The organism is Rhizobium sp. BR 317, assembly GCF_047445835.1.
GTDB classification, from domain to species: domain Bacteria; phylum Pseudomonadota; class Alphaproteobacteria; order Rhizobiales; family Rhizobiaceae; genus Rhizobium; species Rhizobium paranaense.
On sequence record NZ_JARWLB010000004.1, the window covers coordinates 186,545 to 212,579 of the forward strand.

General features: G+C 58.9%; 26 protein-coding genes and 1 pseudogene. 6 read left to right on the forward strand and 21 right to left on the reverse strand.

Annotation, left to right across the window (positions count from 1 at the left end; translation table 11 throughout):
• The first annotated feature begins 102 nt into the window (after nucleotides 1-102).
• Nucleotides 103-3,426: a thiamine pyrophosphate-dependent enzyme gene (locus QD357_RS08295; RefSeq protein ID WP_107108902.1), complete on the forward strand. Its 3,324-nt coding sequence runs from the start codon at nucleotides 103-105 to the stop codon at nucleotides 3,424-3,426.
• An 87-nt stretch (nucleotides 3,427-3,513) separates the two neighbouring features.
• Here QD357_RS08295 and QD357_RS08300 read toward each other — a convergent pair whose 3' ends face one another.
• The 16 genes and pseudogenes from QD357_RS08300 to QD357_RS08375 form a co-directional block, all read right to left on the reverse strand.
• Nucleotides 3,514-4,359 carry an aspartyl/asparaginyl beta-hydroxylase domain-containing protein gene (locus QD357_RS08300; RefSeq protein WP_107108903.1) on the reverse strand — a complete coding sequence of 282 codons (846 nt, stop codon included), beginning with the start codon at nucleotides 4,357-4,359 and terminating at the stop codon, nucleotides 3,514-3,516.
• 363 nt (nucleotides 4,360-4,722) lie between these two features.
• Nucleotides 4,723-5,112: a fluoride efflux transporter CrcB gene (gene crcB / locus QD357_RS08305; RefSeq protein ID WP_107108904.1), complete on the reverse strand. Its 390-nt coding sequence runs from the start codon at nucleotides 5,110-5,112 to the stop codon at nucleotides 4,723-4,725.
• Between the two features lie 132 nt (nucleotides 5,113-5,244).
• Entirely contained in the window at nucleotides 5,245-6,648 is a 1,404-nt protein-coding gene (locus tag QD357_RS08310; protein ID WP_107108905.1) for a voltage-gated chloride channel family protein, read from the reverse strand.
• Nucleotides 6,649-6,906: 258 nt separating this feature from the next.
• The gene (locus tag QD357_RS08315; RefSeq protein ID WP_107108906.1) at nucleotides 6,907-7,731 is read right to left on the reverse strand and encodes a class I SAM-dependent methyltransferase; all 825 of its coding nucleotides are present in this window, start codon (nucleotides 7,729-7,731) and stop codon (nucleotides 6,907-6,909) included.
• A gap of 149 nt (nucleotides 7,732-7,880) precedes the next feature.
• Nucleotides 7,881-8,981: a helix-turn-helix transcriptional regulator gene (locus QD357_RS08320; RefSeq protein ID WP_107108907.1), complete on the reverse strand. Its 1,101-nt coding sequence runs from the start codon at nucleotides 8,979-8,981 to the stop codon at nucleotides 7,881-7,883.
• Between the two features lie 298 nt (nucleotides 8,982-9,279).
• Entirely contained in the window at nucleotides 9,280-10,323 is a 1,044-nt protein-coding gene (locus QD357_RS08325; protein ID WP_107108908.1) for a Gfo/Idh/MocA family protein, read from the reverse strand.
• An 8-nt stretch (nucleotides 10,324-10,331) separates the two neighbouring features.
• Nucleotides 10,332-11,117: a ThuA domain-containing protein gene (locus QD357_RS08330; protein ID WP_107108909.1), complete on the reverse strand. Its 786-nt coding sequence runs from the start codon at nucleotides 11,115-11,117 to the stop codon at nucleotides 10,332-10,334.
• A gap of 284 nt (nucleotides 11,118-11,401) precedes the next feature.
• Nucleotides 11,402-12,087 (reverse strand): annotated as a pseudogene (locus QD357_RS08335) (IS5 family transposase); the annotation flags it as partial.
• A gap of 75 nt (nucleotides 12,088-12,162) precedes the next feature.
• Complete coding sequence (locus QD357_RS08340; protein WP_107108910.1) at nucleotides 12,163-12,504, reverse strand: SMR family transporter; 342 nt, start codon at nucleotides 12,502-12,504, stop codon at nucleotides 12,163-12,165.
• Between the two features lie 18 nt (nucleotides 12,505-12,522).
• Nucleotides 12,523-13,086, reverse strand: coding sequence for a TetR/AcrR family transcriptional regulator (locus QD357_RS08345; RefSeq protein WP_107108911.1), 564 nt, complete (start codon nucleotides 13,084-13,086; stop codon nucleotides 12,523-12,525).
• Nucleotides 13,087-13,164: 78 nt separating this feature from the next.
• The gene (locus QD357_RS08350; RefSeq protein ID WP_107108912.1) at nucleotides 13,165-14,265 is read right to left on the reverse strand and encodes an ABC transporter ATP-binding protein; all 1,101 of its coding nucleotides are present in this window, start codon (nucleotides 14,263-14,265) and stop codon (nucleotides 13,165-13,167) included.
• A gap of 53 nt (nucleotides 14,266-14,318) precedes the next feature.
• Nucleotides 14,319-15,203 carry a carbohydrate ABC transporter permease gene (locus tag QD357_RS08355; protein WP_107108913.1) on the reverse strand — a complete coding sequence of 295 codons (885 nt, stop codon included), beginning with the start codon at nucleotides 15,201-15,203 and terminating at the stop codon, nucleotides 14,319-14,321.
• Between the two features lies 1 nt (nucleotide 15,204).
• A complete protein-coding gene (locus tag QD357_RS08360) occupies nucleotides 15,205-16,107 on the reverse strand; it encodes a carbohydrate ABC transporter permease (RefSeq protein ID WP_107108914.1) in 903 nt (300 codons plus the stop codon).
• Between the two features lie 72 nt (nucleotides 16,108-16,179).
• Nucleotides 16,180-17,448: an ABC transporter substrate-binding protein gene (locus QD357_RS08365; protein WP_107108915.1), complete on the reverse strand. Its 1,269-nt coding sequence runs from the start codon at nucleotides 17,446-17,448 to the stop codon at nucleotides 16,180-16,182.
• Between the two features lie 248 nt (nucleotides 17,449-17,696).
• Entirely contained in the window at nucleotides 17,697-18,590 is an 894-nt protein-coding gene (locus QD357_RS08370) for a sugar phosphate isomerase/epimerase family protein (RefSeq protein ID WP_107108916.1), read from the reverse strand.
• 13 nt (nucleotides 18,591-18,603) lie between these two features.
• Complete coding sequence (locus QD357_RS08375; RefSeq protein ID WP_107108917.1) at nucleotides 18,604-19,638, reverse strand: Gfo/Idh/MocA family protein; 1,035 nt, start codon at nucleotides 19,636-19,638, stop codon at nucleotides 18,604-18,606.
• A 133-nt stretch (nucleotides 19,639-19,771) separates the two neighbouring features.
• Between QD357_RS08375 and QD357_RS08380 the strand changes: the two genes are divergently transcribed.
• The 3 genes from QD357_RS08380 (at nucleotide 19,772) to QD357_RS08390 (ending at nucleotide 21,681) form a co-directional block, all read left to right on the forward strand.
• Nucleotides 19,772-20,815, forward strand: a complete 1,044-nt coding sequence (locus QD357_RS08380; protein ID WP_107108918.1) for a substrate-binding domain-containing protein — start codon at nucleotides 19,772-19,774, stop codon at nucleotides 20,813-20,815.
• 90 nt (nucleotides 20,816-20,905) lie between these two features.
• Nucleotides 20,906-21,295 carry a group II truncated hemoglobin gene (locus tag QD357_RS08385; RefSeq protein WP_107108919.1) on the forward strand — a complete coding sequence of 130 codons (390 nt, stop codon included), beginning with the start codon at nucleotides 20,906-20,908 and terminating at the stop codon, nucleotides 21,293-21,295.
• 8 nt (nucleotides 21,296-21,303) lie between these two features.
• A complete protein-coding gene (locus tag QD357_RS08390) occupies nucleotides 21,304-21,681 on the forward strand; it encodes a DUF423 domain-containing protein (protein ID WP_107109433.1) in 378 nt (125 codons plus the stop codon).
• 44 nt (nucleotides 21,682-21,725) lie between these two features.
• On the opposite strand, the gene QD357_RS08395 is transcribed toward QD357_RS08390, so the two are convergent.
• From QD357_RS08395 to QD357_RS08415, 5 genes are all read right to left on the reverse strand, one after another.
• Nucleotides 21,726-22,040 (reverse strand): antibiotic biosynthesis monooxygenase family protein, encoded by a 315-nt coding sequence (locus QD357_RS08395; RefSeq protein WP_107108920.1) that lies wholly within the window; start codon nucleotides 22,038-22,040, stop codon nucleotides 21,726-21,728.
• 18 nt (nucleotides 22,041-22,058) lie between these two features.
• Nucleotides 22,059-22,337: a hypothetical protein gene (locus tag QD357_RS08400; protein WP_107108921.1), complete on the reverse strand. Its 279-nt coding sequence runs from the start codon at nucleotides 22,335-22,337 to the stop codon at nucleotides 22,059-22,061.
• The gene (locus QD357_RS08405) at nucleotides 22,334-22,732 is read right to left on the reverse strand and encodes a DUF2325 domain-containing protein (RefSeq protein WP_107108922.1); all 399 of its coding nucleotides are present in this window, start codon (nucleotides 22,730-22,732) and stop codon (nucleotides 22,334-22,336) included. The genes QD357_RS08400 and QD357_RS08405 overlap by 4 nt, the downstream gene beginning before the upstream one ends.
• 122 nt (nucleotides 22,733-22,854) lie before the next feature.
• The gene (locus QD357_RS08410; RefSeq protein WP_107108923.1) at nucleotides 22,855-24,138 is read right to left on the reverse strand and encodes an energy transducer TonB; all 1,284 of its coding nucleotides are present in this window, start codon (nucleotides 24,136-24,138) and stop codon (nucleotides 22,855-22,857) included.
• 4 nt (nucleotides 24,139-24,142) lie between these two features.
• The gene (locus QD357_RS08415; RefSeq protein WP_107108924.1) at nucleotides 24,143-24,589 is read right to left on the reverse strand and encodes a hypothetical protein; all 447 of its coding nucleotides are present in this window, start codon (nucleotides 24,587-24,589) and stop codon (nucleotides 24,143-24,145) included.
• Nucleotides 24,590-24,775: 186 nt separating this feature from the next.
• Here QD357_RS08415 and hemP point away from each other — a divergent pair, with 186 nt between their 5' ends.
• Both hemP and QD357_RS08425 read left to right on the forward strand, forming a co-directional pair.
• Nucleotides 24,776-24,949: a hemin uptake protein HemP gene (gene hemP, locus QD357_RS08420; RefSeq protein WP_107109434.1), complete on the forward strand. Its 174-nt coding sequence runs from the start codon at nucleotides 24,776-24,778 to the stop codon at nucleotides 24,947-24,949.
• Nucleotides 24,950-24,958: 9 nt separating this feature from the next.
• On the forward strand, nucleotides 24,959-26,026 hold the full coding sequence (locus QD357_RS08425; protein WP_107108925.1) for a hemin-degrading factor: 1,068 nt from the start codon (nucleotides 24,959-24,961) through the stop codon (nucleotides 26,024-26,026).
• Nucleotides 26,027-26,035 lie beyond the last annotated feature (9 nt).

Sequence of the window (26,035 nt, forward strand, 5' to 3'; positions counted from 1 at the left end):
CCGAGAAGATATTGTCATTTAACGTGTATTGAAAAAGATACCACACGGGGGTACCTATCCGACGCAAATTGATGGTCATGACAGATTAGGAAAATCATTGAAATGGAAGGGAGATTTACCCCAGATCATCTCAAGCAACTTCATAGAATATTTTTCACATCGCGTGAAATAGACCGGCTTGAACGAGAATTCATCAAGCAAGGCATAGCACATTTTCACGTTTCCGGTGCCGGACATGAGTCGACGGCGCTGCTCAACGAATTCCTCCATGATGACGATTGGTTGCATCTGCATTATCGCGACAAAGCTTTGATGCTGGCGCGCGGCATGCCCATTCGTGAGTTTTTCTCCAGTCTTCTCGCCACAGCCAATTCTCATTCCGCCGGCCGACAGATGAGCGCGCATCTTTCCTCCCGCGCTCTCAACATCACCTCGATCGTCGGCCCCGTCGGCAACAATGCACTGCATGCCGTCGGCGTCGGCGCGGCGCTGAAACACAAGTCCGGCATGCCGATCGCCATTTGCTGCCTCGGTGACGGCACTACGCAGCAGGGCGAATTTGTCGAAGCCGTGGCTGAAGCCGTGCGCAGCCAATATCCCGTCGTCTTCATCGTCGAAGACAATAGTTTCTCCATCTCGACGCGCACCACCAAGCAGACCTTCTTCGATCTGCCAAACGGACCCGCCTCTTCTTTCTACGGTCTCGATATCATCCGTGCCGATGGCGATGATCTGCAGGCGTCGCGCGAAGCTTTCCGTAAAGCTGTCCGCCACAGCCGCAACAACCGCACGCCGAGCCTCGTAATTGTCAATGTCGAGCGCCTATCCGACCATACCAATGCCGATGACCAGAAGACCTATCGCACCCAGGAAGAGATCGAGACCGGCTCCGTCCGCGATCCGCTCGTCAATCTGCGTGCCGCTCTGCTGGAAGCGGGTGTCGACGCTGCCGCACTGGAACAGATCGAGAAAGATCTGACCGCCGAGGTGCAGGCGGAAGCAGCCCTTGCCCGCAAGGAAGATGCGCCGCATGTCGAGCCGGAAGCGAAGGCGCCCTACCCGGCTTCGTTCGACAAGACGACTGAATATCGCGGCGGCAAGAGTGCCGCCACGCTGACCATGCGCGAGGCGCTGAACGGCGTGCTCGACAAGCAGCTTGCCGACAATCCGGATGTCGTCCTTTTCGGCCAGGATATCGAAGACCCCAAGGGCGACGTCTTCGGCGTCACCCGCGGTCTCAGCACGAAATATCCCGAACGGGTGCACAATGCGGCGCTCAGCGAATCCACCATTGTCGGCACCGCGGTCGGCCGTGCGCTTGCCGGTCAGCGCCCGGTTGCTTTCCTGCAATTCGCCGATTTCCTGCCGCTCGCCTATAACCAGATCGTCTCGGAAATGGGCAGCATGTTCTGGCGCACCCAGGGCGCCTGGGAATCACCCGTCATCCTCATGGTGAGCTGTGGCGGCTACAAGCCGGGCCTCGGACCGTTCCATGCGCAAAGCTTCGAGAGCATGCTGGCGCACACGCCCGGTATCGACGTCGTCATGCCCTCCAGCGCCGGCGATGCCGCTGGCCTGCTCAACGCAGCCTTCGAGTCACGCCGCCCGACCGTTTTCCTCTACCCAAAGGCCGTGCTCAACAATTCCGACGGTCGCACATCCACCGATCTCGATAAGCATTTCGTCCGCCCCGGCCTCTCACGTTACGTCGCCCGCGGCCGCGACCTGACGCTGGTCACCTACGGCAACACCGTTTCGCTCTGTGCCAAGGCGGCGAGTGCCTTCGAAGCCCAGGGATTTTCGGTTGAAGTCATCGACCTCCGCTCGATCTCGCCCTGGGACGAGAAGGAAGTGCTTGCGAGCGCCAAGCGCACCAGGCGCCTGATCGTCGTGCATGAGGACAATCGCACGGTCGGCATGGGCGCCGAAATCGTCGCGACCGTCACCGAGAAGACCGACGTACCGGTCGTCGTCCGCCGGCTCGCCCGTTCGGATGCGCATGTGCCGTTTAATTTCCGCAATCAGTTGGAAACGCTGCCATCCTACAGCAAGCTGGTCGATCTGATGGCCGAGGTTCTCGAATGCGAGGTTACCTGGCATGAGGAAGACAAGTCCGGCCCGACTGCAGCCATCAAGGCCATCGGCTCCGGCCCTGCCGATGAAAGCGTGCTGGTGACCGATATGCTGGTCAAGCCCGGCGATACGATCGAAGTCGGCCAGCTCGTCGCCGTGGTCGAAGCAACCAAGGCTTCGGTCGAAATCTGCGCCAATATCGGCGGCGTTGTTCAGGAAGTTTTCGCCAAGATCGGCGATCAGATCGCCACCGACAGCGCGCTTTTGACCGTCGACGCCGACCGTGACCTCAGCGAACGCAATTTCGCGCTTGCCTCGGAAGCCCATAATAAGTTCGTGCTCCGGCGGCTGAAATCCCATTCGATCCCGGCGCTCCGCCGTCATTCCGGCAACTTCTCCGAAATTGCCGTCAGCGGCATGGGTTTTGCGACCGGCGCCCGCCGCGTCAGCAACGAAGACATCATCCATAACTGGCCGAACCGGCGCGCCGAGGAAATTTTTGCGCTGACCGGCATCAAGAGCCGCTTCTGGATTGGCCCCGACGAAGGCACGTTGAGCCTCGCGACCAAGGCTGTCCGCGATCTCTTGCGCCAGACCAATATGACGATCCATGACATGGACCTCGTCATCGCAGCGACAGGCACGCCCGATATTGCCACGCCGTCGCTTGCAAGCCGTGTTGCGGTTGCCGTTGCCGAAGATGGCGTGCGGCCTTCGCTTGCCGCCTATGACATGGGAGCCGCCTGCTCCGGCTATCTCTACGCCCTGCAGCAGGCCTACGACTTCATCGCCCAGCAGAACGACGCCAAGGTGCTGATTGTCACTTCGGAAGTGCTATCGCCGCTGCTCGACATGAACGATTTCTCGACGGCCATCCTGTTCGGCGATGCCGCCACGGCATGTCTCGTGACCAGCCGCGACATGGCGCGCAATCCGCTGTTTGCCGCGAGCCGTCCGGTCATCAGCGGCCGTCCGGAGCCGGGTGACCTTCTCTATGTGCCGCTGCCGGACGAAGGCGTCATTTCGATGAACGGCCGCTCGGTCTTCACCGAAGCCGTGCATTCCATGTCGCGCTCGATCGAGGACGCTTGCGTCGATGCCGGGCTTGAACTCGCCAATCTCGATCTTCTGGTGCCGCATCAGGCCAACCAGCGCATCATCGACACCATTGCCAAGCGCAGTGGCCGGCCGGCGCTCAGCGTCATCGAAACCTACGGCAACACCAGCTCGTCAAGCATCCCGCTTGCCATGATGCACGTTGCCAAAGAACACCCCGAGCCGCTCAATCTCGGCCTCGTCGCCTTCGGCGGCGGCATGACATCGGGCGCCGCCATCGTGCGAACGATCAAATAGCTGTAAACAACGTCAGTTCAGCCAAAACAAAACCCCGGAATCTCAGAGATTCCGGGGTTTTCCGTATGATCTACATGCCGGTACGCGTCATGCCTTCGGGCGGTTTCTCAGCGCCTCGGCTTCGGCATAAAACTTCTTTTCCCATTCCTTGTGATTGTCGAGGCCTTCGCGGATGAACGGCGTGAAGATCGCCAGGTTCATCAGCGCCCAGTTGACCACGCGGGCCGGGAATTTCAGCGGCTTGACGAAATCGACGAAGAGCACGACGCGGGTCTTGTCGGTGTGGTTCCAGGCCTCATGCTCATAGGCGTCGTCGAAAATCAGCGCCTTGCCTTCCTGCCAGTGGCAGACCTGCCTGTCGACGCGGATCGCGAGCTGATCGTTCGGCTCCGGCACGATGAGACCCACATGCAGGCGCAACACGCCGTTATAGGGGCCGCGATGAGCCGGAAGGTGTTTACCCGGCTCGAAGATCGAGAACATCGCCGTTTTCAGACCCGGAATTTTCTGCACGGCCGCCCAGGTGTTCGGGCAGGCTTTGATGTTCTGTTCGGACTTCACGCCGAAACCGAGAAGGAAGAAGGTCTTCCAGCGGCTATCCGTCGAAATGGTCTTCACATCGGTGGAAATGTCCTGGAAGGTCGGCAGCTCGCTCTGGCGCAGCAGCACCTTTTCCAGCTCGGCACGGATCGCGGGATAGTCCTTCTCGATCTCGGCGGCCCAGGGAAAGGTCGCATTGTCATAGACCGGCGGATTGCCGAGCTTGGCATATTTCAGGTTGAGGCTTTCGGCCCAAGCGACGATGCCCATGAAAAAGCGTGTCATTGCGCTGGGCCGGTCCATCGGTGCGATGCCGGCTGTGCCGAAGGTTTGTTCCGGAGCACGCGGCTCGGTGGTTGTGGGAGCTGGTACGCTCAAAGTGCTCTCCGTCATGTCTGTCTAATAGGGGCTGTATTGGGGGAGGAAATCTTGTCTCGGGAGAAATTGCGTAGAAATCTTGGAGAGGCGACGGTCCGACAATTCAGCGCTTGCCTGGCTCATCCCTGATCGACGCGCGACTCCTCTGTTATGCAATGATCACAATAGGCGATTATATGAGTTCGTTAGTCGAATTTCGCAAGGGGAACCGTTCGCAAGAGCGGCGTCTTGTTGTGCGATGAAATTCCAACGAATTTCCCGAAATGCTGCACCGCGGAATCGGCAAAAATACGGCCGACAACAATGCTTTTTGCCGCAGGCAGCTTCACATTTTCGATAGCCGCGCCAAGCGTCTCCAGCTTACATCCGGGCGCAGAGTTATGCCGTCTGGCTTTGCCCGAGCAGCCGAATGATCATGAGCCCGGCGACCAATGCGGCCAATGACAGGAAAACGGAAAACATGATATAGATCAACGAGCTCGCCCATTGGCCCCGCTCCCAGAGAGCGATGGCATCCAATGAAAAGGTCGAGAATGTCGTGAAGCCGCCGAGGATGCCCGTGGTCAGAAAGAGCCGCAACTCCTGCGACAAGCCACTGCGGAGAACGAAATATTCGGTCAGCAAGCCCATGATCAATGAGCCGACGACATTGACCACGAGAGTCCCATAGGGAAAGCCGAGACCAAACAAGCGGATGCTCGCCTGATTGACGCCAAGACGAAAGGCGCCGCCCAATCCGGCGCCAAGGAAGACGATCAGATAATTCATGGAACTCCCCTAGTAGAAATTACACAACGATATCTGCTTTCAGAAAACCTTCAGCCGTCCTGTCGCGACGACCGCATTCCAATGCCTGGCCAGCAACCTGTCGCGTTGCCTTTCAGAGCAGATCGTGACGGATCATGGCTCCGAGCCTTCCCATTGGGTTTGTGATGGCGCCCGGCGAACTTTGCCGACCATATCCCCGAGTGAATTGACGTTGAGATCGCGAACGTGACGAAGAGTGACGTCAACGGGAATGTGACTAGCGGCAGCACTCTTCACGATGCCGATGCGCTGCGACAGATAGATACTGGTGTGACCGCTGCAGATGTAGGCAAGAAAGCAGGCGACAGCGAGATAGACCGTATGCATTGCGCCGAAGAGTTCGATGCCCATGATCATGCACGCGAGCGGCGTATTGGTGGCACCTGCGAAAACCGCGACAAAACCGAGAGCCGCAAACAGATCGACCGGCGCGCCGAGAACGGCGGCAATGGCATTGCCAAGTGCGGCACCGATGAAGAATAGCGGCGTCACCTCGCCACCCTTGAAGCCGGCGCTGAGCGTCACGATCGTGAAGACAGCCTTCCAAAACCAGCTCCAGTAGTCGATACGCGCCGGATCGAAGAAACCCGGAATCGTCGCATCGCCGATATTGGGCGACCAGACACCGAGGCCCAGATATTCGCGCGTGCCGAGCAGATAGACGAGGCCGATCAGGACTGCGCTGGCGATGACCGGCCTCAGCGGCGCGTAGGCGCAGATGCTCTTGAAGAGAGCCGACATCCTATGGGAAATTTCGCTGAAGCAGCGTGCCATCAGTCCGAAAAGCACGCCGGCGACGCCGACTTTTGCCAGCAGCAGCGGGTCGAGATGAAACGTGCTCGCGGGCGTGCCGGCAAGATAGGCGACGTGATACTGAACATGTTCGATGCCCCAGGCATGGCAGGTCCAGTCGGCCGCAATGGCTGCAGCAAGAGAGGGGATCAACGCTTCATATTGCATGCGCCCGATGGTCAGCACCTCGAGCGCAAAGACCGCGCCGGCAATCGGCGTACCGAACACCGCGCCGAAACCGGCAGCAACGCCGGCCATCAGCAGGATACGAACTTCGGCATGGCTGAGACGGAAAAGCTTGGCAAAGGCGCTGGCAATACTGCCGCCGAGCTGCACTGCCGTTCCCTCGCGCCCCGCCGAACCACCGACCAGATGCGTCAATACAGTCGAGACGAGGATAAGCGGCGCCATACGCAGCGGCACGCCGCCGCCGGGCTCATGGATCTGCTCGACGATCAGATTGTTGCCACCCTCCGCCCCCCGGCCGAAGCGCTGATAGGTCAGCACCATCAGGAAGCCCGCGACCGGCATCAGAAAGATCAACCAGGGCTGATCGAAACGCGCCGCCGTTGCCCGGTCGAGGCTCCAGAGAAACAGCGCGCAGAGCGATCCGACCACGGCGGCCATCGGCACCACTAGGACGATCCATTTGAATATGCTGCGCAGTTGCTGAAAACGATGATGAAAAAATAAGGATGCGGACATCAGTTCGCCTCTCCCGGAAGACCAGCGGTGGATCTTTCGGGGAAAATGATCATTGAGCAAGAAAGGGGTAACAACAGAATTGCAGACATGACTCTACTCCTTCGCCCTATCGGACGTGTTGAGTAGGAGTCATTAGCGTCCCTGGAAATTCAGAGCAGCGGTTCGGCCACCATGGCCCGGCAGAATCCATTACCGTTGGATTCTCCATACAGACAGGCGAACGCTCCTGTCAATCCGGACAAAGTAGGCGAGACTCCATCAGCCGGCCTTGGCCACCATTTCGATCGGTGCGACTAACCCGCCTCCGACCGCCGTGCTGATATTGCCCATCCGCTCCGCCGCCCTCGGCCCCATCAGTGCGCCGAGGCTCAGCCCCTGCCCGCCATTTGCGGCGCTCGCGCGCATCTCCTGCGCCATCCGGATTGCCAGAGCGCTGCGGTCCTGTTCGAACTCCACCGTGAAGCCGGCCTCTTTGAGCAACTGACGATAGGTCATTGGGCTGCACACGAAACTCGTCTCCGGCGTCATCGCCCAGGGCATCGGATAGGGCAACGTGCCGTCGCGGACCTGCATGATTTCGTAGAGACCGAACCGGCCACCACGCTTCAGCACCCGCCGTACTTCGGCAAACAATGCCGCCTTGTCCTCGATGTTCATGCCGACATGGATCAACGTGGCGCGATCGAAGCTTTCATCTGCCAGAGGCAGCGCCAGAGCACTTCCCTGATGGAAGGATACTTGCATGGCCATGCCGCAGCGCGCCGTCAGGTCATTGGCGACATTGACGAATTCATCGGTCAGATCGACTCCGGTGACGATGCAGCCATAGGCGCTGGCGATATAGCGCGCCGGTCCGCCAAGCCCCGATCCGACGTCGATGAGCCGCATGCCATCCAGCAGATCGAGATCCTTTGCGAACTCCACCGTCGCCTCGCGCCGTCCGAGATGGAATTCATCGACACCAGCGAGATCGTCAGTGCTGAGATGATCGATATCCTTGCCGCTGGCCGTGAGCGCGCCAAGGATCGTCGATCCCAGCGATCCATGCGTATAGTGGCTTGCAACCTTTTCTTCGGTGGACATGACCCCTTCTCCCATGACCTCGCATTCACACGATCATGGAAGAATGCTGCGCCCCCGCCCCCGCTCCGTCAAGCGGTTGCAATTCGCGTGTACGAGACGGATCGCTAGAAATCGTAACGCATGCCGGTCAGGCTTCGCCCGACCGCGTCTCACCCCATCCTGATTCCTGCCAGCAGCAGGGACAGTTCCGGTTGCCGGTTCGTGTCGGTCTTGCGGTAGATCGATTTCAGATGGGCGCGCGCCGTCTGATAGCTGACGGTGCGTTGGGCGGCAATGTCGTGCAAAGTCATGCCTTGCGCCAGCATCAGGGCAATTTCCGCTTCGGCGCGGGTCAGTCCAAAAAGCTTGGTTAGCGTTGCCGGGCGCTGGTGGACTTTTTCTTCGGGATCCTCGATGGTCGCAAAGGCGCAGGAATGACAGAAGATATCCTGCATATCGCCATCGAGGCGCTGCATGCGTACGATCAGCGGCCGCCTTCCTTTGCGGCTGAGCAGCAAGATATCGGGCTCCGCCATCGTCAGTAGGTTCTCTTCGCCCAATATAGCCTTGAGCTGCCGGTCGAACGCGTTTGCGTCGTCCTTACGGACCGGCCGCATTTGCCCCTGGGTGATTTGCAGATCAGGACCGAGCAATCGGCGCATCTTCTCGTTGACGGTGGTCACATGACCCATCCGATCGAAAAAGACGCAGGCGACATTGGCCATTTCGAAGGCGGCCGCCATGCCCTTCACTTCACTTGCGGATATGTCGCGCATAATTCTCGCCGTGATCATAAGTTTCTGACGAATGCGATATAAATTTCTTGCTTCTTCTCGACTGTAGGGACCGTCCTTGATCCGCCGCTGCAAGGCAAAAGCCAGGAGATCGTCACCTGACGAAAAACCCACTATTGCCGACCAACGCAGGCCGAAACGTTCTTGGGATTGGTAGAAGTCGAGCGTTTTGAACTCGTCCTCCCCCGCAAAATCCTGCTCGACCATCACTCCCGCACGTCGCATGATCGGCACGTTCAGTCTGCGAAAATCCTGCTTATACCACTCTTCCGCGAAATAATTCTCCATCGCGGGAATAAGACTTTCCGTGACGATGAAGGTGTTCAGCAACCGACCTTCGATCGGCGCGATGTTGACGCCGTAGGATCCGGTCGCGGCCGAGACCTTCTCCAGCACGACCGGCCACAGCGTCGGATCCAGCGCAGCGCCGAAGAATCCGTCCGTTGCCCGGTCTAGCGCATGGAGATCAAACCGCATTGTCCCCTCACCTCGGCCTCATCGACCGATCCAAGCACTTCACCCACAACACCCATAAGTATTATGTCCGAATCAGTTTATTGATATGATTTCCAAATAATACAAGAAACATTTTTGGTATTATCGATATTTTATAGAATATTTTAAATATCTATTTTGTCTAATATACAAAAAATCATCAACAATATCATTGTTTTACCAAAATCCGGCGAAATATGCCCCGGAATACTACTGTCTCCAAAAGAAACGGCCGCCCAAAGGCGGCCGCATAAACCTCAGAGACAAAATAGAGGCGCCGTTAAACCTTCAGTTCGCGTCTTTCCAACTCTGTGACCATCGCAAGATCGAGCACCCGCTGCAGGTTAGCGGCATGCCGGAAGGTCGGGTCCTGATGGCTGCCGGTCATGACCGCTTCGGCAAAGCGCTGATAGTTGGTCGGCACCGGCGGAACCTCGAGAACCTTCCATGTCGCCGTTTCCGTATCGTCGCCGAGGCAAGCCCGCAATTCGGAGCCGGACGGGCTATGGGAGATCTCCAGCCCGCCGCGCTCGCCATAGATGCGCAACTTCAGCTCGTTGAGATGCCCCGTTGCCCAGCGGCTCGCATGCACCACACCGAGCGCGCCGTTGGCGAAATCGACCGTCATCGAGAAGCTGTCGTTCGCATCAAGCGTATATTCGCCGATGCGCTCGTCCGGCGCCTTGTTGAAGGTCTTCAGCCGGGCAAAGACATGGTCGATATCCGTCGCCGCGCCATAGGCAGCGAAATCGAGGATATGGATTCCGATATCGCCGAGCACGCCGTTCGAACCGTGACCGGTCGATAGCCGCCACAACCACTTGGATTCACTGCGCCAATCGCCCCAAGCCCGTGAGACGAGCCAGCTCTGCAGATAGGACGCCTCCACATGCTTCACTGTGCCGATCTCACCCGATATCACCATCTCGCGTGCCCTCTGCAGCGGCGCGACATTGCGATAGGTGAGGTTGACCATATTGACGACGCCGGCGCGCTCCGCCGCCTCCGTCATTTCCAGTGCCTTTTCGTAATTCTCCGCAAGCGGCTTTTCGCAGAGAACATGCTTGCCGGCAGCAAGCAGCGGCAAGGTGGTCGGATGATGCGCCCGGTCCGGCGTGACATTGGTCGCCGCGTCGAACTCGCCCCAGGCCAGCGCTTCGTCCAGCGACGAAAAGCGCTTCTTGATATCGAACATATCGGTGAAGGCCGTGAGCCTCGTCGCATCCGTATCGACGGCGCCCACGATCTCGACTCCTGGAATACGGGCAAAATGCTCTACATGGTTCTTCGCCATGCCGCCCGTGCCAACAACTATGAGACGCATATCGTACCTCAGCGATAACCGGCTTCGCCGGCCTGGTGGAGTCTTGGGCCACGCTCGACGATCGGCTCCAGCGCCTTTTCGACCGGGACATTCGGCGCATCATGAATGCTTGTCTGCGTGCCGAGCGGATTGTGCGCCCACTTGACGGCGTTGATCAGCACCTTCTGCACGGTCTCATTGTGATAGGTCGGATAGGTCTCGTGGCCGGGACGAAAATAGAAGATATTGCCCGCGCCGCGACGCCAGGTCATGCCGGAGCGGAAAACTTCACCGCCCTGGAACCAGGAAATGAACACCGTTTCCAGCGGCTCGGGAACGGAGAACTGTTCGCCATACATTTCCTCGTTTTCCAGCTCGAAATGCTCGCCAAGACCGGCGGCGATCGGATGGCGGGGATTGATGACCCAAAGGCGCTCGCGTTCGCCCGCTTCGCGCCACTTCAACGCGCAGGGCGTGCCCATCAGCCGCTTGAAGATTTTCGAGAAATGGCCGGAATGCAGCACGAGCAAGCCCATGCCTTCCCAGACGCGCTTGGCGACCCGCTCGACAATTTCGTCCTTCACGGCACCGTGGTCCTTATGACCCCACCAGACGAGGACATCCGTGTCCTTCAGCCGTGCCTCGCTCAGACCATGCTCCGGCTCCTGCAGCGTCGCAGTCGTCGCCTCTATGCCGGCATCGGTATTCAGCGCTTTGGCAATCGTCGTATGCATGCCTTCCGGATAGATTTCGGCTACGACCTTATTGGTTTGCTCATGAATATTCTCCCCCCAAACGACGGTGCGAATGGTCATTTCGGTGCTCCTCTAAAACACACTCGATTGAATAGGTTGGCCGATCCAAAGCGCTTTGAGAAATAGCCGCTCAACTCTCCTGTCGGCATCCTGATGCAAGACATAGCCCCTCATTAGCGATTTGACAAAGGCAAAAACGCCGGACCGAAAACGTTTTCGGTCACATAATATAAACTGTGAATGTAAGGCGTGTAACCCGCACTAGGGTCGAGACGCAATCAGATCCACCAAATGATGATTGCGGCGATATAGCATGTTGCGGCGAAGTTTGTGGCGAGCTTGTCGTAGCGCGTAGCGACCCTGCGCCAGTCCTTGAGACGGCAGAACATGCGTTCGATGATGTTTCTGCGTTTATAGGCCTGGGGATCGAACGGCTGGATTCGTTTACGGGTCGGGTTGTTGGGAATGACGGGACAGGTTCCTCGCTGGATGAGGAAAAGCCGTAGGGCATTGCTGTCATAGGCGGTATCGGCAGCGCAGAGACGACTGGGCGGTAGGGGTTCGAGCAGGCTGATGGCGACGGGAGCGTCGCCGCGCTGGCCGGGTGTTATTTTGACCGCGACGGGGCGGCCGCAACGATCGACAACAGCATGGATTTTTGTCGTTCTGCCGCCTCGCGAGCGCCCGATGGCCTGGGCATCCGCCCCCCTTTTCCACCTGCAGCCGAGCGGTGGACTTTGGCGGTTGTGCTGTCGATCATCTGAATATCGGTGTCATCCGTCTTGACCAGAGCATCGAATAGCTGACGCCAGATACCGCGGGCCGACCATCGATGGAAGCGATTATAGATCGTCGTCGAAGGTCCATAACAGGCCGGGCAGTCTTGCCAGCGGCAGCCAGACTTCAACACATGGATGATGCCGCTGATCACGCGGCGATCGTCGGTGCGGTGCGCTCCGGGTTGGTTCGTCGGCAGCAGCGGCTCAATCGCCGCCCACTGATAATCATCGAGCCAGAATTCCCCTGCCATGATCCAATCTCCTTCAAACAGCTAGATTGAATCAGAAAGACAATATATAATCAACTATATGATTGGGTTTTCAGCCTAATGCGACACGGATTTCGAAAAAAGATTGACCACGAGCACCCCGGCGATGATCAGTCCGAGGCCGATAATAGCGGCCAAATCCAGCTTCTGGCGAAAAAACACCAAGCCGACGGCAGAGATCAGCACGATACCCAGCGCGCTCCAGATGGCATAAGCGATGCCGACCGGGATGACACGCAGCGTCAGCGACAGGAAATAGAAGGCGCCGACATAACATAGGACAAGCACGATCGAAGGACCGAGGCGGGTAAACTGCTGCGACATCTGCAACGCCGTCGTGCCAATCACCTCCAGCACAATCGCCACCAGCAGCATCGCATAGACGGATGCATTCGCCATTACGGTCTTCCTTAATTTTTAAAGCTGCGTGAGTTCGATGAGCCGGTCGACCAGCTTCTCGCGGGCGCTCTCATCCATCTCATGGCTGCCGAGCAGGTCGGCAAGCCAGATCCCATCGGTCGCCAGACGCACGATCGCGGCATCCGCCGAAGAGTCCGTGCCGACATATTCCTCGCTGCGTTCGCGCACCCAATCGCGCCAGCGCTGCCGCAAGTGCGGCTCGCTGAGCAGCACCATCGTCACCTGCGCCCAATCCCTCGTTTCCTGCGGCTGATCGCGAAGCGCGAGGCAGGCCCGGAGATAGCCGCGCGTAAAACGTCCGTGCGGCAACGGATCGGCGCGCATCGCCTCTTCGATTGCCCCGTCCAGGCGCTCGAGCAGACTATCGAACAATGCCTCCAGAAGCGTATTCTTGTTGGGAAAATGGTGCAGCAGCCCGCCTTTGCTGACCCCGGAAGCGCCGGAAACTGCATCCAGCGTCACCGCCGTCATCCCCTTCTCCGAAGCCAGCCGTGCAGCAACCTCCAGCAACTGCTGGCGGACGAGCAAAGGCTGCTTCTTTCTGTGGTGCGCGTCAGACATGCCAACATAACATACCAATTAGACGGTTTCGTCAATGATAAGTTTGGTGGGGGCCGCCGCCCGCGGTTATTCTGGCTGTTAGTGCGTTCCCTCGATCGCGGAATGATGCGCGACATCGTTCTGGTCGAAGATCGTCAGCTTGGCGCTGTTGACGGCAAAGGCGATCGGCGCCCCCGTGGCGATGGTGGTCATGCCCGGATCGGTTCCGATGATCTTCGAGCCGTCCTTCAGCCTGACATGGACGAGCGAGCGGTCGCCCAATCTCTCCACCGTCTCGACGGTGCCGGCAATATCGCCCTTCTCCGCCGTCGTGACCACCAGATATTCGGGCCGGATGCCGAGCGTCAGTTCGGACCGCATGATACCATTCAGCGGAATGGCCGTCTTGATGACAGATCCATCCGGCAAGGTCGCCGTCGCAAAGCCGCCGGCTTCGCCGACATCGGCCACACCAACGAAGTTCATGCCCGGGGAGCCGACAAACTGAGCGACGTAGCGCGTTGCCGGACGCGTATAGATCTCCACAGGTGTTGCCACCTGTTCGATCTTCTTGTTGTTCAGCAATACGATCCGGTCGGCGAGCGTCATCGCCTCGACCTGGTCGTGGGTGACGAAGACCATCGTCGCGCCCAGTCGCTCATGCAATTGAGCAAGCTCGACACGCGTGCGGGTGCGCAGACCGGCATCGAGGTTGGACAGCGGCTCGTCGAACAGGAAGACCTCGGGTTCCCGCACGATGGCGCGGCCGATGGCGACACGTTGGCGCTGCCCGCCGGAAAGTTCGGACGGCTTGCGGTCGAGCAGATGCGGCATTTCCAATATCTTGGCGGCTGCATCGATGCGCTTCTGGATCTCTGCCTTCGGCGTCTTGATGTTCCTGAGGCCGAACGACATGTTGTCGCGAACCGTCATATGCGGATAAAGCGCGTAGGACTGGAACACCATCGACACGCCGCGCTCGCCCGGCGGAAGCTGGTCGACGCGCTTGCCGCCGATCCAGATCTCGCCGCTCGTAATCGATTCCAGCCCGGCAATCATCCGCAGCAAGGTGGACTTGCCGCAACCCGACCCGCCCAGGAACACGACAAACTCTCCCCGCTCTATCGTCAGGTCTATGTCGTTGAGAACCTGCACCGCACCGAAATGCTTGCTGAGGGATTTGATGTTGATACCTGCCACTTTTTCCTCCTCCAGGAGAATTGAACCTTGTCAGACCTGCCTTTTCCCTCGGTCTATTTGACAGCACCAACGGCTACGCCACGCGTCAGCGTGCGCTGGAAAATCAGGAAGAAGATCACCGTCGGCGTGACGCCGAGCAACGACGCCGCAGCAATCGCGGTCGGGTCCTGCGTATTGGCGCCCGACAACACGCCCATGGCAACGGAGACTGTCTGATTATTGTTGGAGACCAGGAAAACCAGGGGAATCAGGAACTCATTCCAGGTCCAGATGAAGAAGAAGGTTGCCAGCACGGCAAGCGTCGGCCGCAGCACCGGCACGATCACCTTCCAAAGGATTTGCCATCGGCTCGCATTGTCAAGCTGCGCAGCCTCAATGATCTCGCGCGGGAACGTCGTCAGCACCGATGACAAAAGATAAGTCCCGAACGCGGTGTGCAAGACGCCGAAGATCAGGATGACGGCGAGCATCGAGTCGAACAAACCGGTCTGCTTGGCCATATAGTAGAGCGGGTAAACCAGCGCCTCCTGCGGGGCCATGATGGAAATCAGTAGGATCACCAGCAATGCTTTCCCGCCCCGCACGCGCCCGATGCCGATGGCATAGGCATTGAGCAGGCTGAGGACCACGGCCAAGATGGCCGTGCATCCGCTGATCAGAATGCTGTTAAGGAGCTTGCGGGTGAAATCGACAGTCGTCCAGAAGTTCTTGAGCGCTGTCAGGTCGAAACTATGCGGTAGGGCAAGCGGACCATTGGCCGCATAGTCCGCCGGCGTCTTGATGGCATTCAAAGCCGCCAGCAGGAATGGAAAGAGCGTGGCAGCAAGAAGAATGAGCAGGATAGCCAGGACGACCCAGCGGGCAAAGCCCTTCTTCTGGCCATGATGCACATGCATTTCCGATGCAACTTCAGTCGAAAGCGACACCGTGGTCGTCATGTCAGCGCCCTCCCTCTTGTTTCGACTGCATGCGTAGGAAGAGGATGCCGAGCACGATCGTCATCACGGTCTGCAAGGTCGCGATCGCCGCTGCATAGCCGACGCGGTTTGTCGTGAAGAAATGATAGTAGGACAGATAGGACGGCACCGTCGTCGCGTTGTCGGGGCCGCCCGACGTCAGAACATAGATCGGCGCGAAGACCTTGAGGGCCGCGATCAGCGTCGTAAGGGCGACGACAAAAATCTCGGGCATGAGCATGGGGATCGTGATGTAGCGGAAACGCCCGAACCAGCTCGCGTTGTCGAGTTCGGCAGCTTCATAGAGCGAGGGATCGACGCGCGCCAATCCGGACATGAACACGACGAGGCAATAGCCGACCTGGACCCAGACGATAACGGCGGACACGGCCCAGAGTGCAAAGCTTGCGTCCCCCAGCCAATTCTTCGCCAGGAAATCGAGGCCAATCCCTTTCAGCACCGCATTGATGATACCGACCGGGTTGAGGATCCACGCCCAGAGAACGCCGGCGGCCGTCAGCGGCAAAATCTGCGGCAGATAGAAGCCAGCGCGAAAGAAACTCGACCAAGTCTCGCTAAACTGCGCGCTGATATAGTCGAACAGAACCGCCGCCAGAACCAATCCAAGCAGAATGGGCACGATCGTCATCGAAATGATGAACAGAACCGTGTGCTGGATCGAACTCCAGAACACCGTATCGGCGAGCAGCCTCTGGTAGTTCTCAAGTCCGACATAGCGCGGTGCAATGTTTCCACCTTTCCAGGTGGTAAAGCTGATCACGAAGTTGGCGATCAACGGAACGAGCACCACCAGGGTAAATCCCAGCATGCCTGGGATTATATAAAGATAGTACCCTGCTCTCCCGGCGTTCTGCGACTTCTCCATCAAATTCCTCCAGTTCGATACAGCGAGGCGGCTTTGAAGCCGTCCCGCCGCCGTGAATTGTTGCCGATGGTTTTATTGAGCCGCCTGCACGTCGTCATAGGCCTTCTTCAGGCGCGCGACGAATTGGTCGGGCGTCGTCGAGCCGTTCACCAGACCGGTGGTCGCCTGGATGAGAAGCTCGTAGTAGCCCGGCACCGGCCAGTCCGGATAGAGGCCAAGACCGCCCTTGCCGGAAATCTGGCTGAAGAGCTCGACATTGCGCTTGCCGACCTCGTCGGTGATCACGGCCGGATCAGCGGCGATGGCGACGCCGCCGAGATTGGCGTCCAGATTCTGGTTCTCCTTGCCTAGCACCAGATCGATGAATTCGTAGGCGAGATCCTTGTTCTTGGAGCTCTTCGGCACCATGAACAGGTTGCCGGTCGAACCGGTGCTGTATTTCGGTGTCGGGAAGACGAACTGACTCCACTTGAAGTTCTTGATATTGGTCGCGAAATTGCCATTGTTCCAGGTACCGCTGACAAACATTGGCGATTTACCGGAGGAGAACAGGTTGTCGGCACCGCCCGTGCCCTTGAGGCCGGTCGAATCCTTGGAGATATAGCCCTTGCTCACCCAGTCGACGATCTTCTGTGCGGCGAACAGGAAGGGTTTGGTGTCGAGCGGTGCCTTGAGGCCCTGATAGTTCTTGACCCAGGTGTCGTCGGCTTGCGTCAGGGCCAGCGTATAAAGCAGGTGCTGCGCGTTGGAATCCACCGTGCCATAGGCAAGCGGCGTAATGCCCTTCTTCTTGAAGGTGTCGAGAGCGGCTTCGAATTCCTCCAGCGTGGTCGGCACTTTCACGCCGTTGGCCTGGAACATATCGATATTATAGAAGACCGAGACGAATTCGGCATAGGTCGGAACACCGATCATCGGGCCTGAACCGTAAATGCCGTTGGCATCATATTTGCTGAGCTGGGTGTTGGTTTCGTTGAGGATCTTGTCCCAGCCGCGCGACTTGAATTGGTCGTCAAGTGGCGTCAGCAGGCCTTGAGACGCGACGAGACCGGCCGTGGCATTGCCCTTGTTGTATTCGAGAAGGTCCGGAGCCTGATCCGAATTGAGGATAAGACTGCCTGCCTTCTGCAATTGCTCGAAGGTCTTCTGTTCGAAATTGATGGTGATATCCGGATGCTTGGCCTTGAGCGTTTCAAGAGCCTTGGTCCAGGCCTTGGCCTGAGGCGTGTCCGGCAACTCGAACCACCAGACGTTAAATGTCTTGCTCTGGGCTTGCGCCACGCCGGCAGCCAACAGGAGCGACATGCCGGCCGTGATCGCCAGCTTCGAAAACATGTTCATATATTCTCCTCCACTTTGCGAACCGTGACGGTACCCGCCCGATGGCATGGCTCGCGATGCCGATCGGCGTTTTCCTCTTGGCTTTATGTCTGTCCGCCACCTGAGCCCGGCAAACAGTCCTTCGACCTCGCAACGCTCCTCCGTTTCGACGCCCGGGCTAGGCTGAAGCGTTATAGAGAGCCGCTCCAGCGTCCCGAATTAGCGCACAACTCCTCCCCTAAATCGATCCGGATTTAGGCGACTGCGCGCTATTCGACGAATTCGCCGCCGCGACTCTTCTTGAGATAGTTCAGGCCATGGATCTGGCCAGTCATTTCCAGCTCATCGCGATAGACCGGATCGTGCCAGCCTTCGATGTCGATCGAACCGGACCAGCCGGCGAGACGCAATTCGGAGATGATATCCGTCCAATTGCTGTCGCCAAAACCCGGCGTGCGCATGAAGACGAACTTCTCCTTGCCGAAAATGCCGTGTTCCCTGATGACGTCCCAGCGGATGGTCGCATCCTTGCCATGGACGTGGAAAATCTTCTTCGCCCATTTGCGAATCTGCGGCAGCGGCTCGATCAGATAGACCATTTGATGGCACGGCTCCCATTCCAAGCCGAGATTGTCGTCCGGGGTCTCGTTGAACATCAGCTCCCAGGCATCCGGGTTGTGTGCGATGTTCCAGTCGCCGGTCGCCCAATTGCCGTCCATGGCGCAATTCTCAAACGCAATCTTGATGCCCTTGTCGGCGGCGCGCTTGGCAAGCTCGCTCCAGACCTGCTTGTAGCGCGGCAGGCTGTCAGTGAGCGGCTTGTTACGGATGCGGCCGGTGAAGCCCGCAACGCAGGTCGCGCCAAAATGATGGGCATTGTCGATGCAATCCTTCCAGCCCTGCAGTGTCTGCTGGTCAAGCTCGGTGCCTTCGAGCGGATTGCCGAACATGCCGATCGACGAAATGGTGATGTCGCGGCTGCCGATCGCATCGAGGCAGCGCTTGCCGAGTTCCGCAAGGTTCTGGCCGTTGGTCGTCTGCCAGAAGAAGGGTTCGAAGCTTTCGAAGCCGAGATCGGCGATCTTGGCAATGCCCGCGGCGGCATCTTCGTTGGTCGCCCTGATCATCGTGCCAATGCGGATGGCCTTTGCCGGATTTGTCATGATCTCACTGTCCTTATGCTGAAATGTCGATACGTCGGCCCGATTTGGCGCTTTCGATCGCACCGAGGACCATGGCGAGGCTGTGGATGTTGTCGCGGCTATCGGTTTCCGGCCGCTCGCCTGTTTTCACCGCCTCGATGAACGACGCGATAACGCTGGCATGCCCATGTGTCTCCTCATCATGCTCGGGACCGGGGACTTCGATTGGGGTAAAACCGTGCAGCAGGCCGGGCTCACGGCCGGCAACGGAAGCTTCGAAATGCTCTTCGCCGTCCCAGGTCAGCATGCCCCTGCTGCCAGTAATCCGCCATTGGCTCTCCCAGCTCGTGCGCTTGCCTTCGGCACACCAGGAGCCGCGATAGCTGAAGACGACATCGTCGGAAAATTCGAATAGCGCATGCGCCGACGCGCCGTGCCTGTACCAGGAGCCCGCGGGATTTTTCTCCACGCAATAGACTGAAAGCGGCGTCTTGCCGGCAACGAAACGGGCGGCATCGAACGTATGGATGGCCATGTCGAGCAGAAGCACATTGTCCATCTCCTCACGGAACCCGCCAAAATGCGGGCCGAGGAAGAAATCGCAATGGATGCCGGTGAGCTCGCCGATCGCCCCCTCCTCTACGAAACGGCGCATGCGGCGCACGCCAGAGATGAAGCGGCGGTTCTGGATGATGGCATGCACCTTGCCGGTCTCGGTGGCGAGATCGATAAGGGCAGCGCCCTCGGCCAGCGAGGTTGCCATCGGCTTTTCGCTCAACACATGGCAGCCAGCCTTCAGCGCGGTCGAAACGACGCCGAAACGGGCGGCGGGGATGACGACATCGAACACCAGATCGGCCTTCGTCGCGGCAATGACCTCGGCCAGATCCGAGCCGATCACGGCATTCTCGAGAGAGAACTCTTTCGCGAGGCCTTCAGCGGTCGCTCGATTGAGATCGACCAGACCGACGATCTGAATGGATTCGGCAAGCGCCGGGGTCGAGGCGATGGCCCTGAGCCAGCCCTTGGACATAGCTCCGCACCCGCACAGAATGGCGTTAAATTTCACGATTTCCTCCAGCGAACGGCGCCAAACTCCTCGTGACACACGTCCCGTAAACGTTTACGATCCTATGCGAAAAGATTTTACTGTGTCAATAGAGGGAGACCGGAAATTGCCGCAGGAAGGAAAATCGCAGTCTATGAAGGGAATCCGTCAGCTTGCCGAACATCTCGATATCTCGATCGGCACGGTGTCGCGGGCGCTAAACGGCAAGCCGGATGTCAATGAAGAGACCCGCAAGCGCGTGCTCGCCGCAGCAGAACAGCTTGGCTATGTGGCGAACCAATCAGGCCGCAGCCTTCGGCAGGGCACGACGAATGTCATCGGCCTGATGATTCAATCCAGCAGGGAAACCGTTGAAAACAGCGACAATTTCTTCCTGACCGTCACGGGCGGGCTGCAGAGTGTATTCTCGCGCCACAAACTCGATCTGGTCATGTTGCCCTGCCCGCATGATGAAGATCCCTATGAATATCTGAAGCGGATGGTGGCAAGACGCATCGTCGATGCGCTGATCATTTCGGAGACGCAACGCGTCGACAAGCGTTTCGATTTGCTCGCCAAGACGAAAATCCCTTTCGTAGCGCTTGGCCGCAGCCTTTCGGACGGCAACGCCTCCTGGATCGATCTGGATTTTGATGGTGTCGTCAACAGCGCAGTCGACCGCCTCGTGGCGCATGGGCACCGCCGTATCGCCATCAGCGCGCCCTCCAGCGATATCAATCTCGGTTTCGTTTTTGTGGAGGGCTATCGCCGGGCGCTGGAACGGCATGGCATCATCCATGACCCGGCCCTGGTCATACGCGCCAAATCGAGCGAACAGGGCGGCTATCAGGTTGCCGATGAGCTGTTGCGCCTCGAAGACAGGCCAACGGCCGTCATCCTGATCTACGAATTGATGGCCATTGGCTTCTACCGGCGCGTAATGGAATCCGGCATCATTCCCGGGCGAGACATCGCCGTCGTAGGCTTTCGCGAGGCGCCGCGTGCCAAATTCCTGCAGCCGCCACTCACTTGCTTTCGCACCTCGCTGCATGATCTTGGCGTCGAGCTGGCGGAGATCCTGCTTTCCGGCATGCCCGCCTACAGCGAGGAATACCCCGGGAAGACGCGCCAGACGATCTGGCCGCTCGAACTCATGCCTGGGGAAAGCGACGCTTTCGAGCTAGGGACCAAAAAATAAAGCAGCGCCGAAACGCCGCACCGGCCGCGTCGACGGTTGCGGCACAGCCTGTCAGTTGCCATGTAGGACATCGCAAAAAGGGGCCGGCATTTGAGCGAAGAGACCATCACACTTTACCAGGCAATCGGCGGCGATCGGACCGTGCGGGCGCTGACAGCGCGTTTCTATGACCTGATGGATACGCTGCCGGAAGCAGCGAACTGCCGCGCCGTGCATCCGCCAAGCCTCGAAGGCTCCAGCGAGAAACTCTACGAATATCTGACCGGCTATCTCGGCGGACCGCAGCTCTATATCGAAAAACGCGGCCATCCGCGCCTGCGTAGCCGCCATTTCATCGCCGCTATCGGCCCAAAAGAGCGAGACGAATGGTTGCTCTGCTTCCGCCGCGCCATGGACGAAACCATCGAAAACGAGAAGCTTCGGGCCATCATCTGGGAGCCGATCGAGCGCCTTGCCTTTCACATGCAGAACCGGGAATGACAAAAGACATGAGCTTCAGCGCCCCAATCCGTCCACTCACCCTGTTTATTGCCGGCATTCTCGGCGGCGCCGGTGTCGCGCTCGCAGCCGCGGCATCCCATGGCGGTGATGCGCATTTTCTCGGGTCTGCCTCGATCATGTGCCTGGCACATGCCCCTGCCCTGCTTGCGCTCCACGCCGGATACGACCGTATCCGCACCGCGCCGGTAGCGGCGGTGCTGCTTGGGTTGGGAACACTGATCTTTGCCGGCGATCTCGTCAGCCGCCATTTCGGCGGCGATTCGCTTTTCCCGCTTGCCGCACCCACAGGAGGGCTCGGTATGATAGCGGGATGGGCCGTAGTGGCTCTGGGCGCGTTCTTTAAAAGAGCCGCGGCGGAAGCTTGAAGAACCGGCGGCTCATCTCGCCTGACTGATATATGGCGACGCCGTCAAACCCCGGCAACCACATTGAATCCCTCGAAGCGAGGCGGTCCCCAATAGAGCGCCTTGTTATCCCCGGCATTGCGGTGCGCCATGCGGAAATTCTCGGATTTCGTCCAGTTGAGGAAATCCTCTTCGCTGCGCCAGATCGTGTGCGAGGAAAACAGCGTAAAGCCCTCTTCCACATTCGTGCCGCCGCGCAGCAGGCGGAATTCCACGAAACCGGGGACCTCTTCCAGCCGTGAATCGCGGCCTTTCCAAACGGCCTCAAAAGCGCTCTCCGAACCGATGATCACCTTGAAGCGGTTCATCGCAATGTACATGGCTGGATCTCCCGGCGGTCAAACCTTCTTGCGGCGCTCGGCAGTTTTGCCCGGCTGTTGTGTAAAGGCAATGACATTCGTGCCGTCGCGCGCAGAAATGCCGAGCGGCGCATCCGGTGCTTCGCCTGGAAGCCGCGCTTGCCAAAAGGGAAAAGCCGTCACGTTTGGAGCCTGTCGCTGCTCTTCGGCGCGACGCATCAGCAACTCGTAGAGTTCCGGCACTAGGCCGTCGCCATTCTGCGAGGCCAGCTTATGCAGGCCGATCATCATGAACCCGTCAGGGCCTTTGTCAGTCATCGGGAATTGTCTCGTTCGTTCATGGTCTGCAGCGCCCGCTCGAGGCTCGACTTGCTGCCGTTGCGCAAAGGTATGAAAGCCTTGCCGAATTTCTTGCAGCCGGTCTTCACCCGCAGGCAAGCATCGTGGCTGATACAGTCGATCGGGCAGAAGACGCAGTCGACGGAAGGCAGCACGGTGTCGATGCGCGACACTGCTTCACGCAAACCCCCGTCGTGATGGATCAGCTCGGCGCCAAAGTTGCTGGCGATCTGGCGAAGATGAGCGACCTGGCAATCGCGGCCGCCGACATAAAGGAAGCTGCGCCCGTCGAGACTGGACCTTGCCGATACCTGCGCCGGCGTTTGCGCCTCGCGGCTATCGCGGCCAAAATCCCTTTTCCCCTTACGCGCCATGCGTCACCCGTTTGCTGGTTGCTCTTGCGCGCTCGATTCCGGCGAGCGCAAGCGGACCATATTAAAGTTGATTTTTGCAGTAAAGTATAAAGTTGATAATTTATGTCATATTTTATTGCGACCTATCGTCCTGTCACCTGAACCTCTTGCGTGAAGGACCAGCTAGGCTTGCCCCATTCCGGAGGCAGAGGCGGAAACGGCGCGGCGCGGCGAACACCGTCCGTGACGGCATCATCCAGTTCAGGAATGCCGGAACTCCGCGCTACGGAAAGTGAACTGAGTTCACCGCTCGCACCAATCGTCAGACGCACACGAACCGTTATGCCCTTTTCGTATTTCGAAGACAGGCGGACGGCGCGGCGAATGCGGGACTGCACTTTGCCTGGATAGTTGGCGACTGCCGCACTGCCCGAGCCCGTGCGCTGGCCGTCGGCCTGCGAATTCCCATTCGACTGCACCGTTTCCGTCCCTTCGGCAGAGCCCTTCTTCGAATCCTGCTCGCTCTCACCGCCGGAGCCAGCCTTCTTTGCGACCTCCGGCGGCTGCTTCTTGACGATATCCTTCGGCTTTTCGACCGGTTTGGCTGGCTGAACCGGTTTTTCGACCGGGGTCACCACTTCGGTAGGTGGCACGGCTGCTTGCGCGGTTTCCGCCGGCTGTACTTCAACGGGCTCCGCGGGCCGGACTTCGGCAGGCTCCGCATCCGTCGGCTGCGCCATTGCCGTCATCGGCTGAACCACTGTTGTCTCGGCCGGAGACTCAGTCGCCAGCACCTCCGGTTCCGGGCTGACGACGGTTTCCGGGGACACCTGTTGCAGCGGTTGCGACGGCTGCGCTACCTCCATGGTCTTGGGCATCGGCTGAACAGCTTCCGTTTCTGCGAGCTTTACGTCGGCTGGCTGCACCGTCTCCGGCTGCACGACATCTGCCGTTATCTCTTCGGGCTGCGGGTCCTTGCTTTCCTCACCTGCCGACATCTGGTCCATATCGGAGCTGCCGAGCATGATGACGCTGACGGTATCGCCCGCCTCTTCCACGGCATCTTCGGGCGCAGCAACCATCGTCACCAGCAAAGCGGCGACAATGGCGGCGTGAAAAAGGAAGGAGCCGAGGCAGGCGAAGGTGACTGTTCTCTTGCCCGTCGAAAGAGCCTGGTTCGGTCTCTCCGCCGGCAGCTCCATGATGGGCGGCTCTGACGCATCTGGCACAGGCTCGGCAGGATGGGCGGGAAAGGAACCAATTTGGGCAAAGCGGCTATAATGAACAACCGCCTCGGCGGCTGGCGGCCTCGGCAAGCCATCTAGGCCGGTTAGCTCGTGGCCTGGAAGGACGCTCGGATAATTGTCATTCATGTCACCGCCAGTGCGGCGACGCTCGATGGAAACCTTGACCGAGCGGGAGGCCATGATCTCAGCCTTCGAAAGGAACGTTGAGCTGCGAACGTGTCGTCAGCGCTGCTTTGCATTCGCCCGCCGCCGGACCATCGCACACCGGCGTGTCATTGATGATGATGCGGCTGACGCTCTCGCACTTCACCCCAGGCATATCGAATTGCCGCACCCGCTTCTTGCCGACCGGCAGGTCGCGGAAATCGAGGACGGTCACACGGTCGACTGCGTTCTTGTCGTTGAAGAAGGCGAGCTCGAAGGAGATCTTGCCGATCGGCGTCGCCAGATCGTTTTCCGCGACGAAGGTCATCATGCAGCCCTTCTGAGACGGCACGAGCGCGTTCAGTTCGACATTGAGCTTCGGCGCGTTCGTCGAAGCCGCAGTCGAATCCTGAGCGAAGGCCGGGAGGCAGGAGGCAATGGTGAACAGCCCGCCGGCAGCCACCGCCAAAATCGTCTTCGTCGGCATCGGCAATCTCTCCTGAATCTTTGCTGGCGAGCGCGGATCAATGCCGCGCGTTCATCGCCCAAAATTAAAACTTGACTCTCAAAGTCTTCTATTGCGTCTTTAGGAAACCTTGAGTATGTGAGTCAAGATAAATCTGGCCGGAGCAGAGCCCGGCTTCCTATGAATTTTCAGGCAAAACCAAGCAGGATGATTGCTGAGAAAACACCAATACAGCCGGTGCCGCCGACTGCCGCACCGCACATTAGAATTGTCGAGAGCACGGATATTTTTCGTGGCCAGACTGAAATCATGATCAGGCACGAGGGCGTCATCTACCGGATGAAAATCACGCGCCAAGGCAAACTCATTCTCAACAAATAGGCATTGCAGATGACTGAGACGACCAGAGAAACGACCCGATTGGCCCCAGCCGATATTCGCGCCTTTCGCGCCGAAAATTCGAAAATGCGCGAGCGCGATATCGCGGCTCGCTTGGGTGTTTCCGAAGCGGCCCTAGTCGCCGCTGAAGTCGGCATTTCCGCTACCCGCATCGATGCCGATGCCCACCGGTTCCTTGCCCACATTGCTTCCCTCGGCGAAGTCCTGGCGCTGTCGCGCAACGAAAGCGCGGTGCACGAAAAGATCGGGGCTTACGAAAACATCAAATCAGGCGCGCAGGCGGCCATCGTGCTCGGCGAAAATATCGACCTGCGCATCTTCCCGAAGCGCTGGGCGCATGCCTTCGCCGTCATCAAGACCGATGGCGACCAGCAGCGGCTCAGCCTGCAGTTCTTCGATAAGGCCGGCGACGCCGTTCATAAGGTGCATCTGCGCCCCGCCTCGGATGTCGAAGCCTATCACGCCATGGTCGCCGAACTGCGGCTCGAAGACCAGTCGCAGGATTTTGTCGAGGATCGCTCCGGCTATGACAACGGCGAGATCGACGGCGACGTCAGCCGGTACGAACTGCGCGACCACTGGAGCCGCATGACGGACACGCATGAATTCTTCGGCATGCTGAAAAAGCTGAAGATCGGCCGCCAGGCGGCAATCCGCACGGTCGGCGACGATTATGCCTGGAAACTGGAGACGAACGCGGTCGCCGAGATGATGCATACCGCCGTTCGCGAAGGTCTGCCGATCATGTGCTTCGTCGCCAATGACGGCATCGTGCAGATTCATTCCGGCCCGATCTTCAACGTGCAGGCCATGGGTCCGTGGATCAACATCATGGACCCCACCTTCCATCTGCATCTGCGCAAGGATCACATCGCCGAGGCCTGGGCCGTGCGTAAGCCGACGAAAGACGGTCACGTCACCTCGCTCGAAGCCTACAACGCCAAAGGCGAGATGATCATCCAGTTCTTCGGCAAGCGGAAGGAAGGCTTCGACGAGCGTCCCGACTGGCGCGCCATCATCGAAAATCTGCCGAAGGCCGACGCCAGCGTCGCCGCGTAAGGATCGAGC